Raw genomic sequence first — 12,545 nt, 5'->3', positions numbered from 1 at the left:
TAAAAGGGCAATAAAAAAGGCGCCTAAGCGCCTTTTATCAAGCTAGGTAAGATTACCAGCCAGTTTTAGTGCGTAATGCTTTACCAATGTCAGCTAAAGAGCGAACAGTAGTAACACCAGCAGCTTCTAAAGCAGCAAATTTATCAGCAGCAGTACCTTTACCACCAGCGATAATTGCGCCAGCATGGCCCATACGCTTACCTTCTGGTGCAGTAACACCGGCAATGTAAGATACAACAGGCTTAGTTACGTGAGCTTTGATATATTCAGCAGCTTCTTCTTCAGCGTTACCACCAATTTCACCGATCATAACAATCGCTTCAGTTTGTGGGTCGTTTTGGAACATTTCCAATACGTCGATGAAGTTGGTACCAGGAATTGGGTCACCACCGATACCTACACAAGTAGATTGGCCGAAACCTTCATCAGTAGTTTGCTTAACCGCTTCGTACGTTAATGTACCAGAGCGTGAAACAATACCCACTTTACCAGGCTTGTGGATGTGACCAGGCATAATACCAATCTTACATTCACCAGGAGTGATAACACCTGGGCAGTTAGGACCGATCATGCGAGTACCCGTTTCTTCAAGCTTCACTTTCACTTGAAGCATATCAAGTGTTGGAATACCTTCAGTGATACAAACGATTAGCTCAAGGCCAGCATCGATTGCTTCAAGGATTGCATCTTTACAAAATGGAGCAGGAACATAGATAACAGTTGCAGTTGCACCTGTTGCCGCTACTGCATCTTTAACAGTGTTAAACACTGGAAGACCTAGGTGAGTTTGACCACCTTTTCCAGGAGAAACACCACCAACCATTTGCGTGCCATAAGCAATCGCCTGCTCAGAGTGGAAAGTACCCTGACCACCAGTGAAACCTTGACAGATTACCTTGGTATCTTTGTTAATTAAAACAGACATTATTTGCCCTCCGCAGCTTTAACAACTTGCTCAGCCGCGTCAGTTAGACTTGTTGCCGCGATGATATCAAGACCAGATTTCGCCAATACTTCACGACCTAACTCGGCGTTAGTACCTTCAAGACGTACAACGACTGGCACTTTAACGCCCACTTCTTTCACAGCACCAATAATACCTTCTGCAATCATATCGCAACGTACGATACCACCGAAGATGTTAACTAATACCGCTTTAACATTGCTATCAGAAAGAATGATCTTAAATGCTTCAGCAACACGTTCTTTCGTTGCTCCACCGCCAACGTCTAAGAAGTTAGCTGGCTTGCCGCCGTGTAGGTTTACGATGTCCATGGTGCCCATTGCTAGGCCTGCACCGTTAACCATACAACCTACGTTGCCATCTAAGGCAACATAGTTTAACTCAAACTTAGCAGCATGCGCTTCACGAGCATCATCTTGAGATGGATCGTGCATCGCTTTGATTTTTGGTTGACGGAACAAGGCATTACCATCAATACCAATCTTGCCATCTAAACAGTGAAGGTTACCTTCAGTGGTGATTACAAGTGGGTTGATTTCTAATAATGCAAAATCGTGATCGTTGAACATGTTCGCAAGACCCATAAAGATCTTAGTGAACTGCTTCATTTGTGTTGGGTTTAAACCTAACTTGAAGCCAAGATCACGAGCTTGATAAGCTTGAGGACCTGTTAATGGGTCAATGATCGCTGTATGAATAAGCTCTGGAGATTCTTCAGCCACTTTTTCAATTTCAACGCCACCCTCAGTCGATGCCATAAAGACAACACGACGAGTGCTACGGTCAACAACTGCACCTAGGTACAATTCGTTGGCGATATCAGTACAGCTTTCAACTAGGATTTTAGCAACTGGCTGACCTTTAGCGTCAGTCTGGTATGTTACTAAATTTTTACCTAACCAGTTTTCAGCAAATGCTCTGATTTCTTCTTTATTGCCGGTAACTTTAACGCCACCTGCTTTACCACGGCCGCCTGCGTGTACTTGACACTTAACAACCCACATATTTCCGCCAATGTGGCCAGCTGCTTCAACTGCTTCTTGAGCAGTATCACATGCAAAACCTTCAGAGACTGGTAAACCATATTCGGCAAATAAAGATTTTGCCTGATACTCATGCAAATTCATGATGATCTATCCATATACTTCTAATCAAATCCAACTGGCTCAATACGAACCAGCGACGAGGGTTTATCTACTGACTTATAAATCAAGTAGTAGACGAGTTGGATCTTCTAAGAAGTCTTTAATCGCGACTAAGAAGCCAACTGACTCACGACCATCAACAATACGGTGGTCATAAGAGAGTGCTAGGTACATCATTGGCAGGATTTCAACCTGACCATTGACTGCCATTGGGCGGTCTTTAATGGCATGCATGCCTAAGATTGCGCTTTGTGGCAGATTTAAAATTGGGGTAGACATTAATGAGCCGAAAACACCACCGTTAGTCACAGTGAAGTTACCGCCAGTCATGTCTGCAACAGACAGTTTTCCGTCACGGCCTTTAATGGCAAGGTCACGAACTGCTTTTTCGATTTCAGCTAAGTTCATGGTATCAGTATCACGTAACACGGGTGTAACCAATCCACGTGGAGTTGATACTGCAATGCTGATATCGAAATAGTTGTGATAAACAATATCATCACCGTCGATTGACGCATTGACTTCTGGGAAACGTTTAAGCGCTTCAGTCACCGCTTTAATGTAGAAAGACATAAAGCCTAAACGAATACCATGACGTTTTTCAAAGATATCTTGGTATTGCTTACGGATATCCATGATAGGTTTCATGTTAACTTCGTTAAACGTGGTTAACATTGCAGTCGAGTTTTTCGCTTCTAACAAACGAGTTGCAATGGTTTTACGTAAACGAGTCATTGGAACGCGTTTTTCGCTACGACCTTCTAATGGAGCAACCGGTGCAACAGGAGCTGCTTTAGCCGCTGGAGCAGACTTAACGAATGCTTCAACGTCTTCTTTAGTGATACGTCCACCCACACCAGTGCCTTTAATTTTGGCAGCATCAAGATTGTGCTCTGCAATTAAGCGACGAACTGATGGGCTTAGTGCATCATTAGACTCATCAGTAGCTGCGTCTTTTGCTGCTGCAGGAGCTTGGGCTTCGGCTTTAGTCACTTCTTGACCAGATACAACACCAGCAACAAATTTAGCAATAACTTGCTCACCTAAAACAGTGTCACCTTCTTGGAATAACAATTCAGAAATAGAACCGTCTTCTGGAGCCACTACTTCTAACACCACTTTATCAGTCTCGATATCAACTAAATTTTGATCGCGAGTGACCGCTTCACCAGGTTTAACATGCCAAGTTGCTATCGTTGCATCAGCAACAGATTCTGGTAATACGGGTACCTTAATTTCGATACTCATTGAAAGCTTCCCTTTATATATATTATCTATTAAGACAGTTTTAATGCGCTATTCACTAATGATTCTTGCTGGTGTACGTGCAATGCTGGATAACCACATGCGGGTGCAGCTGACGCCTCACGACCGGCATAAGTTAACTGTGCACCTGCTGGAATATTAGCCCAGAAATGATGCTGACTGCAGTACCATGCACCTTGGTTTTGTGGCTCTTCTTGACACCATACAAAGTCTTTAACATGCTGATAGGTTTCTAATGCTGCACGCATTTCCACATCAGGGAACGGGTACAACTGTTCAACACGAATAATAGCAATGTTATCGATGTTTTCTTTACGACGCTTTTCAAGTAATTCAAAGTAAACTTTACCACTGCAAAACACCACGCGGTCTACTTTACTTGGATCTAATGCATCGATTTCACCAATAATATTTTGGAAAGTGCCTTCAGCAAGCTCTTCCATACTAGACACGGCTAATGGATGACGTAGCAAAGATTTAGGTGACATAACCACTAATGGACGACGCATTGGGCGAACCACTTGGCGGCGTAACATGTGATACACCTGTGCTGGTGTAGAAGGAACACACACTTGCATGTTATGGTTAGCACACAATTGTAAGAAGCGTTCTAAACGGGCACTTGAATGCTCAGGGCCTTGACCTTCATAGCCATGTGGAAGCAACATTGTTAGACCACATAAACGGCCCCACTTTTGCTCGCCTGATGACAAGAACTGGTCAATAACCACTTGCGCACAGTTAACGAAGTCACCAAATTGTGCTTCCCAAATGGTTAATCCACCTGGCTCAGCAGTTGCGTAGCCGTATTCAAAGGCAAGAACAGATGCTTCAGACAATACTGAGTCAGTGATGTCAATTGGCGCTTGCTCATCAGCCACATTACGTAGCGGTAAATAAGTGGTACCATCTTTTTGGTTATGCAGAACCGCATGACGATGGAAGAATGTACCACGACCTGAATCTTGGCCTGTAATACGTACACGTTTCTTGTCTTCTAAAATAGAAGCATACGCTAACGTTTCAGCAAAACCCCAATCCAGTAATTTCTCACCCTTAGCCATCGCTTCGCGATCACTATAGATTTTAGCAACACGAGACTGTAATGCATGGCTTTGTGGAATATCGACTAATTTGCTTGCCAAATTCTTTAAACGGTCCATGCTCATAGCACTGACGTAGTCTTCATCCCACTCACGGTTTAGATAAGGAGTCCAATCTACTGTGTGCAATGTCATTGGGCGCCATTCTTTCACCACACAATCACCCGCATCTAATGCATCACGGTAGTGATTGATTAACCCCGTCACTTCATCAGCAGGGATGCTATTTTCAGCAATCAGTTTATCTGCGTAGATTTTACGTGGCGTTGGGTGTTTCTTAATTTTAGCGTACATCAGCGGTTGTGTGGCACTAGGCTCATCCGCTTCGTTATGGCCATGGCGGCGATAACACACTAAGTCAATAACCACATCACGCTTAAATTCGTTACGGTAATCAACAGCAAGCTGAGAGATGAATGCAACAGCTTCTGGATCATCAGAATTAACATGGAAGATAGGCGCCTGAACCATTTTAGCAATGTCGGTACAGTATTCTGTAGAACGCACATCTGCATGGTTTGACGTAGTAAAGCCAACTTGGTTGTTTACGACAATACGAATACTTCCGCCCACAGTAAAGCCGCGGGTTTGAGACATGTTAAATGTCTCTTGTACAATGCCCTGTCCAGTAATCGCAGAATCACCATGAATGGTAATTGGCATCACTTGTAAACCATCTTTACAACCGCGACGGTCTTGACGAGCACGAACTGATCCAATAACCACTGGGTTAACGATCTCTAAGTGAGATGGGTTAAAGGCTAACGCTAAATGGACGTTGCCACCTGGCGTTTCAAAATCTGATGAGAAACCTTGGTGATATTTTACGTCACCCGAGCCATGGGTGTCTGCATGCTTACCGGCAAATTCGTCAAACAACTCAGCAGGACGCTTACCAAGAATATTGACTAACAGATTTAAGCGACCACGGTGGGCCATGCCCACAACAATCTCTTTTGTACCTGCTTCACCAGCACGGTAAATGATTTCACGCATCATTGGCACTAATGCATCACCACCTTCGAGCGAGAAACGCTTAGCGCCAGGGAACTTAGCACCAAGATATTTTTCCATACCTTCTGCGGCGTTTAAGCCTTCAAGAATACGCTTCTTAACCGCATTATCGTACTTCGCTTTACCTAACGTTGGCTCTAGACGTTGCTGGATCCAACGCTTTTCGTCAGTGTCAGTAATATGCATGTACTCTGCACCAATCGAACCACAATAGGTTGTTTTTAGTGCATGAATAATGTCCGCAAGCTTCATGGTTTCACCGCCAAGGGCAAATGAACCAGTGTTGAACTCACGCTGCATGTCTTCAGCTGTTAAGCCGTGGTAAGCAGGATCTAACTCTTGAACCGCTTCGCGCTTCCACAATCCTAATGGATCAAGGTTAGCGTTTTGATGACCACGGAAACGGTGAGCATTAATAAGCTGGAGGACTTTTACTTGTTTCGCGTCTAACTCTGGGTCGCTTACGCGTGCTGCGCCTTTTGAACGACTTTCAAGGGCTAAACTACGAAAGTAGTCACGAACTTTAGAGTGGGCTGTTTCGGGCACTTCTACTGAGGCACCGTTAACGGGCGGGAGATTATCAAAAACAAGCTTCCAATCAGCGGTCACTGATTGAGGATCTTCTTGATAGGCTTCATACATCTCTTCTACGTAGGTCGAGTTAGCACCACTTAAATGTGATGATTCGAGCCAGGCTTTCATGATGCCTTGGTGCATTGTTATTCCTTTCAAACTTGATACACGTGCTAGCCATAAACATAACAGTGAATAAGCACAGTTATTCACACGTATTCTGTCATTTATCTTAGCAAGATAATGTCAGAAGGTCTCTCATAAACACACAAAAGAGCCATCCCCAAAATGAAGATGACTCTTAATTGAGCTAATAAACTATTTTATTTTGCTCGTTCTCGTGCATTAAACTGCTCGCTTTAGCAACATTGATTTAATGTGGCCAATCGCTTTTGTTGGATTTAATCCTTTAGGACAAACATCAACACAGTTCATGATGCCGTGGCAACGGAACACACTATAAGCATCATCTAACTCAGATAAACGCTCTTCTGTTGCGGTGTCGCGACTGTCAATCAAGAAACGATAAGCATGTAACAAACCACTTGGACCGATAAACTTATCCGGGTTCCACCAGAAAGATGGACAAGCAGTAGAACAACATGCACACATGATACATTCGTACAAACCATCTAAATGAGCACGCTCTTCAGGTGATTGTAAATGTTCACGAGCTGGCGCCTTTTCATCATTAATCAGATAAGGCTTAATTTTTTCGTATTGCTTGTAGAATTGTGTTAAGTCTACAACCAAATCACGAACTACCGGCATGCCTGGTAAAGGACGGATTTCTATTTTCTTCCCTTTAAAGGTCGATAATGGCGTGATACACGCAAGGCCGTTTTTACCATTCATGTTTAAACCGTCAGAACCACACACACCTTCACGGCATGAACGACGAAACGCAAGCGTTGGGTCTTGTTCTTTCAGTTTAATTAACGCATCTAACACCATCATATCAGAGCCATCAGGCACTTCAAGGGTGTAATCCTTCATGTAAGGCTTGGTATCTACATCAGGATTATAACGATACAATGCAAATGTTAATTTCATCTTTGCAACTCCTGCCTTAGTAGGTACGTTTCTTAGGTGGGAACGCTTCACGTAACTTAGGCGCCATATTGACATCACGCTTACTCATAGCTCTTGTCGCTGGGTCAAACAAGCTATGGCATAACCAGTTATCATCATCACGCTCTAAATAATCTTCACGAGAATGCGCACCACGGCTTTCAGTACGGAAGTTAGCAGCATATGCAGTCGCTAGCGCTGTCGCCATTAAGTTGTCTAATTCTAAGCATTCAATACGTTGAGTATTAAATTCTTTTGAGTTATCACTTAATTTAGCATTTTCAAGGCGCTTTTGAATAGCTTGCAGCTGTTCTAAACCTTCTGCCATGGCTTCGCCACTGCGGAAAACAGAGAAATTTAATTGCATACACAATTGAAGATCTTTGCGAATAACCGCTGGGTCTTCACCGTCTTTGTTGCTTTCCCAACGATTAAGACGTGCAAGTGATGCCTTTATTTCTACGTCGGTGGCAGCTTTTGGATCAGGCGTTGCATCAAGTGCTTTACCTAAATGTTGCCCTGCTGCACGACCAAATACCACTAAGTCAAGTAATGAGTTACCACCAAGGCGGTTTGCACCGTGAACAGACACACAGGCAATCTCACCCACAGCAAATAAACCTAAAACGTCTTGTTCAGTACCATCGTCATTCATACGAATAACTTGACCACTGACTTTAGTCGGTAAACCACCCATCATATAATGACAAGTTGGTAAAACTGGAATTGGACCATCAGCCGGATCGATATGAGCAAAAGTACGTGATAATTCACATACACCAGGAAGACGCGCTTCCAAGGTTTCTTTACCTAAATGATCTAACTTAAGTAAACAGTGCGGACCTAAAGGACCATCTAAACCACGCCCTTCACGGATTTCAGTCATCATAGAACGTGCTACCACGTCACGTGATGCTAAATCTTTTGCGTTAGGTGCGTAACGTTCCATAAAACGTTCGCCGTCTTTGTTTAACAGGTATCCACCTTCACCGCGGCAACCTTCAGTCACTAAAACACCCGCGCCAGCAATACCCGTTGGGTGGAACTGCCACATTTCCATGTCTTGTAACTGTACACCAGCACGAGCAGCCATACCAACACCGTCACCAGTATTGATGTGAGCGTTAGTGGTTGATGCGTAAATACGCCCTGCACCACCGGTCGCTAAAATAGTTGCTTTAGCTTTGAAGTAAACAATTTCACCGGTCTCGATTTCGATTGCGGTACACCCCACAATCACACCGTCTGCGTTTTTAACAAGGTCTAAAGCATACCATTCAGAAAATACATCTGTTTTGTGCTTGACGTTTTGTTGATAAAGGCAGTGAAGCAGCGCGTGGCCGGTACGGTCAGCAGCGGCAGCAGTACGAGCGGCTTGCTCACCACCAAAATTACGCGATTGACCACCAAAAGGACGCTGATAAATAGTGCCATTTTCAAAACGAGAGAATGGTAAACCCATTTGCTCAAGTTCGATAATCGCTTCTGGACCGGTTTGACACATAAACTCAATGGCTTCTTGGTCACCGATAAAATCAGAACCTTTAACCGTGTCATACATGTGCTGTTCCCAATGGTCCTCATGCGCATTACCTAATGCTACGGTGATACCACCCTGAGCAGATACGGTATGTGAACGAGTCGGAAACACTTTTGATAAAAGCGCACAGCTTTTACCTTCTTTAGAAATCTGTAATGCTGCACGCATACCAGCGCCACCAGCGCCGATTACGATTGCATCAAATTCGCGTACTGGAATACTCACTTATACACCCCACACAATTACAATGCCTGACGCTAAATAACTAAATGCGACCACAACAAAGGTAAACTGTAAAACACCGCGTAACGCAGTGTGCTTGACATAATCAGTCAACACTTGCCACACGCCAATCCACGCATGGATAAGCAAGGCAATAAGCGTTAATAGGGTAAACACTTTCATTGGAAGTGCGCTAAACAAGCCATTCCAAATCTCAAAGGTTAACGGGGCACTACACGCGATAAAGCCTACTAAAAAAATAGTATAACAAGCGAGAATCACTGCGCTTGCGCGTAATAAAATATAGTCATGAACACCACTGCGTCCAAAACTTGCTGCGTTTGTTACCATACCCAAATCCCCGCTATGACAGATAAAACCGCTGCTAGTGCAAAAGTAGCCTTAGCTGATGCGACACCCGACGTTAATTCTTCCCAACGGCCGGTATCCATAATCAAGTGACGAATGCCACCTAATAAGTGATAACCCAACGCGGTTAAAATTCCCCAGAGGATGAACTTCATCACGAAACTATCAAACAAGGATTGTACGCTAGCGAAACCATCTGCTGATGTTAAAGTTGAATTTAACAACCAAAGAAGGATACCGATAGCAAATAGCATGATGACACCGGAAATGCGGTGTAGGATTGACGCGATCGCTGTTGCAGGAAAGCGAATCGTTTGCAGGTCTAGATGGACAGGTCTTTGCTTCTTCACGTTCTGCTCACTCAGCTCCATTGAGCATTATTTTTGTTATGTGTCTATTTTTTGCTTAATGGACAATGTCGACATTCGGCATAACACGATTAAACAAAAAACAGACTACTCTCACACATCGTTAATCAGTTGAGAAATCACGATTTAGCGGGTAAATTCATTATTTCGAAACTGTGACGTTAGTCTCCCTTAGGGACGCAGGCAAGTATACTCGCGCGAATTGTCAAATACAAACCTCACATTATGCAAAATAAGTTTTTTTAGTAATTTTTTATTCTAATGCAAGCGCAGCGCGGTTTTCAGTGGACATATACCATGGTCTAACAAATTTAAACGCTTATTTAAATTGATCTGTGATCCACATTCACTGTACAGTAATGTCCGCTTAACATGCCGCACTCATAGATAAGAATGAAGTAAGGAGAACGGGGTATGGCTGATAATATAGCCAAATTAGAGTTACCAGGAAACGATTCAATTGACCTACCTATCAAGAAAGGTACTGAAGGTTTTGATGTAATCGACATCAGTACACTTGGAAAAAAAGGGTATTTCACCTTTGATCCAGGCTTTTTAGCTACGGCATCTTGTGAGTCAGCAATTACCTATATCGATGGTGATAAAGGTATTTTGTTACATCGTGGATACCCAATTGAACAGCTAGCAACTGAATCGACCTATTTAGATTTATGCTACTTGCTCCTTTACGGTGAATTACCATCTAAAGCTGAATACGAACAATTTGTTGCCACAGTAAAAGAACATACTATGGTTCACGAACAAATTGCATTCTTCTTCAGAGGCTTCCGTCGTGACGCACACCCTATGGCAATGCTATGTGGTGTCACGGGTGCACTATCTGCTTTCTATCAAGACTCTCTTGATGTGAACAATCCAAAGCATCGTGAAATTGCAGCTTACCGCTTAGTGTCGAAAATGCCGACAATCGCAGCGATGTGCTACAAGTACTCAATGGGACAACCTTTTGTTTACCCACGTAACGATTTAAGTTATGCAGGTAACTTCCTGTCGATGATGTTTGCTACTCCGTGTGAAGAGTACAAAGTCAATCCAGTGGTTGAACAAGCAATGGAACGTATTTTTGTATTGCATGCTGATCATGAGCAAAATGCATCTACATCTACAGTACGTTTAGCCGGTTCTTCAGGTGCAAATCCATTTGCATGTATTGCTGCTGGTATTGCTTCATTATGGGGCCCTGCTCATGGTGGTGCTAACGAAGCCTGTCTACAAATGTTAGAAGAGATTGGCAGTGTTGACCGCATTCCTGAGTTTATCGAGAAAGCAAAAGACAAAAATGATCCATTCCGTCTAATGGGCTTTGGTCACCGTGTTTACAAAAACTTTGACCCACGTGCCAAAGTCATGCGTGAAACCTGTCATGAAGTGCTAAAAGAACTGAAAGTGGTCGATCCATTACTAGATGTAGCAATGGAACTTGAGCGTATTGCCCTTGAAGATGAATACTTTATCTCTAAGAAGCTATACCCTAACGTCGATTTCTACTCAGGCATCATCATGAAAGCCATTGGTATCCCTACCAGCATGTTTACAGTGCTATTTGCATTGTCTCGTACCGTTGGTTGGATCTCTCACTGGAAAGAAATGTTAGATCAACCTGGCCACAAAATCAGCCGTCCACGTCAGTTATACACTGGCGAGTCTGCGCGCGATTTCGTGAGCGTAGATAAGCGTTAATCTTTTGATTAACCACACTAAAAAAGCGCCGAAAGGCGCTTTTTTGTTACCTTAATTATGCTGATATAGCTTTGCTCTGTACTCTGACGATTAGCGAACAACACCTGCACATAGGGTTAACGTAAAGCAAAAGCGGCTGAGGCATTCCTTTGTGGCGGGTGTTAAAAGGGCTTACACTGCGTTGCATGACGTCGAAAAAAATCACTATTCATTCAGTCATTCGCCTTATTTAAGCCCTTTTAAATGTTCGCAAAGAGATCACTAACTAACGCGCAATAGTATCACAATACATCATTGTTTAAACGAGCACAGAGAAAAGTGACCTTTGACACGCGCGCACAGCAGCATCAATAATAACAATCCAACATAAATATCAACCGCACCACCACTGTACTGACTACTGTGCTCTACTTTGGCAATTTTCTCTTCTTTAACCCTCACTTTAAAACGGGCTAATTCATCATCTAGGTTTTTCGTCATATCCTTAACAGCAATATCGAATCCTTCCATCGACTTTTCAGCAATGGTTTCATCTATACCAATGGCCGTTGTGCGTTTTTCTAGTTTGCTTATTCCTGGTGCTCTAAACAGCATTTTACGGCTTTTAATATCAAACACCGCAGTATCGACAAAGGTTTGAATGGTATTCTCATTTCCAGGAATAACGTACATACCCACAATCGTCCAATACAAAAGTGCTGCATTATTTTCAAGTGATTGGGTAACTTGATCGTACGACACTAGTGCAATAACATCGACATTATAAAGTCGCCCTACTTGTTCTAGAGTGGTAAACCCTTCGCCACCAGCAAGATACGTGCTGGGAATAACCTCAATACGGTCAATATAATCGTACTTCACAAACGATGCTTTTACTTTCTCGAGTAATTCGTACTCATCTTTTTTATGCATTGACCGATTTTGCCAACCAGAAGACGGTACAAATGCAATGCCCACTTTGACAGGTAGTGTCAGCACGGGGATCTCTTCGTTAAGCACTGCTCGGTCTTCTTTTTTAGGATACAAAAAATCCATCAAACTGCTCGATACAGACTGCTTACCCGCTTGCTGGCTGACCATCATGCTGCATGATGACAAGAGGCACACCGAAGCCAAGGTCGATATCCATGTAATTAGTTTCATTTATTTTCCCTTAAATTTGACGATCCGATTGAGTTTATCTTTCATTGTTTTGCCTATCGCACCATA

10 protein-coding genes are annotated in these 12,545 nt (G+C 43.2%); 1 reads left to right on the top strand and 9 read right to left on the bottom strand.

Annotated features, from left to right (window positions below; genetic code table 11):
* Window positions 1-52: 52 nt before the first annotated feature.
* The 8 genes from sucD to sdhC form a co-directional block, all read right to left on the bottom strand.
* Window positions 53-925 (bottom strand): succinate--CoA ligase subunit alpha, encoded by an 873-nt coding sequence (gene sucD / locus L2703_RS05365; protein ID WP_188739244.1) that lies wholly within the window; start codon window positions 923-925, stop codon window positions 53-55.
* Complete coding sequence (gene sucC / locus L2703_RS05360) at window positions 925-2,091, bottom strand: ADP-forming succinate--CoA ligase subunit beta (RefSeq protein WP_248970100.1); 1,167 nt, start codon at window positions 2,089-2,091, stop codon at window positions 925-927. Before sucC ends, sucD begins: the two co-directional genes overlap by 1 nt.
* Before the next feature lie 75 nt (window positions 2,092-2,166).
* Window positions 2,167-3,357, bottom strand: coding sequence for a 2-oxoglutarate dehydrogenase complex dihydrolipoyllysine-residue succinyltransferase (gene odhB, locus L2703_RS05355; protein ID WP_248970099.1), 1,191 nt, complete (start codon window positions 3,355-3,357; stop codon window positions 2,167-2,169).
* A 29-nt stretch (window positions 3,358-3,386) separates the two neighbouring features.
* The gene (gene sucA / locus L2703_RS05350; RefSeq protein ID WP_248970098.1) at window positions 3,387-6,209 is read right to left on the bottom strand and encodes a 2-oxoglutarate dehydrogenase E1 component; all 2,823 of its coding nucleotides are present in this window, start codon (window positions 6,207-6,209) and stop codon (window positions 3,387-3,389) included.
* A 201-nt stretch (window positions 6,210-6,410) separates the two neighbouring features.
* Window positions 6,411-7,118 (bottom strand): succinate dehydrogenase iron-sulfur subunit, encoded by a 708-nt coding sequence (locus L2703_RS05345; protein ID WP_248970097.1) that lies wholly within the window; start codon window positions 7,116-7,118, stop codon window positions 6,411-6,413.
* Between the two features lie 16 nt (window positions 7,119-7,134).
* A complete protein-coding gene (gene sdhA / locus L2703_RS05340) occupies window positions 7,135-8,901 on the bottom strand; it encodes a succinate dehydrogenase flavoprotein subunit (RefSeq protein ID WP_248970096.1) in 1,767 nt (588 codons plus the stop codon).
* Window positions 8,902-9,249 (bottom strand): succinate dehydrogenase, hydrophobic membrane anchor protein, encoded by a 348-nt coding sequence (gene sdhD / locus L2703_RS05335; protein ID WP_248970095.1) that lies wholly within the window; start codon window positions 9,247-9,249, stop codon window positions 8,902-8,904.
* Window positions 9,243-9,638, bottom strand: coding sequence for a succinate dehydrogenase cytochrome b556 subunit (sdhC, locus tag L2703_RS05330; protein WP_248970094.1), 396 nt, complete (start codon window positions 9,636-9,638; stop codon window positions 9,243-9,245). Before sdhC ends, sdhD begins: the two co-directional genes overlap by 7 nt.
* A 411-nt stretch (window positions 9,639-10,049) precedes the next feature.
* Here sdhC and L2703_RS05325 point away from each other — a divergent pair, with 411 nt between their 5' ends.
* Window positions 10,050-11,336, top strand: a complete 1,287-nt coding sequence (locus L2703_RS05325) for a citrate synthase (RefSeq protein WP_248970093.1) — start codon at window positions 10,050-10,052, stop codon at window positions 11,334-11,336.
* 291 nt (window positions 11,337-11,627) lie between these two features.
* Here L2703_RS05325 and rhlP read toward each other — a convergent pair whose 3' ends face one another.
* The gene (rhlP, locus tag L2703_RS05320; RefSeq protein ID WP_248970092.1) at window positions 11,628-12,479 is read right to left on the bottom strand and encodes a rhombotarget lipoprotein; all 852 of its coding nucleotides are present in this window, start codon (window positions 12,477-12,479) and stop codon (window positions 11,628-11,630) included.
* Window positions 12,480-12,545: the final 66 nt, after the last annotated feature.

The organism is Shewanella basaltis (genome assembly GCF_023283885.1).
Taxonomy (GTDB): domain Bacteria; phylum Pseudomonadota; class Gammaproteobacteria; order Enterobacterales; family Shewanellaceae; genus Shewanella; species Shewanella basaltis.
Note: the sequence above shows the minus strand (reverse complement) of the source record. Positions and strands in the feature narration are given on the sequence as shown.

Coding starts and splice junctions, on each gene's coding strand:
- sucD (WP_188739244.1), bottom strand. CDS start 925: ATGTCTGTTTTAATTAACAAAGATACCAAGGTAATCTGTCAAGGTTTC.
- sucC (WP_248970100.1), bottom strand. CDS start 2,091: ATGAATTTGCATGAGTATCAGGCAAAATCTTTATTTGCCGAATATGGT.
- odhB (WP_248970099.1), bottom strand. CDS start 3,357: ATGAGTATCGAAATTAAGGTACCCGTATTACCAGAATCTGTTGCTGAT.
- sucA (WP_248970098.1), bottom strand. CDS start 6,209: ATGCACCAAGGCATCATGAAAGCCTGGCTCGAATCATCACATTTAAGT.
- L2703_RS05345 (WP_248970097.1), bottom strand. CDS start 7,118: ATGAAATTAACATTTGCATTGTATCGTTATAATCCTGATGTAGATACC.
- sdhD (WP_248970095.1), bottom strand. CDS start 9,249: ATGGTAACAAACGCAGCAAGTTTTGGACGCAGTGGTGTTCATGACTAT.
- sdhC (WP_248970094.1), bottom strand. CDS start 9,638: ATGGAGCTGAGTGAGCAGAACGTGAAGAAGCAAAGACCTGTCCATCTA.
- L2703_RS05325 (WP_248970093.1), top strand. CDS start 10,050: ATGGCTGATAATATAGCCAAATTAGAGTTACCAGGAAACGATTCAATT.
- rhlP (WP_248970092.1), bottom strand. CDS start 12,479: ATGAAACTAATTACATGGATATCGACCTTGGCTTCGGTGTGCCTCTTG.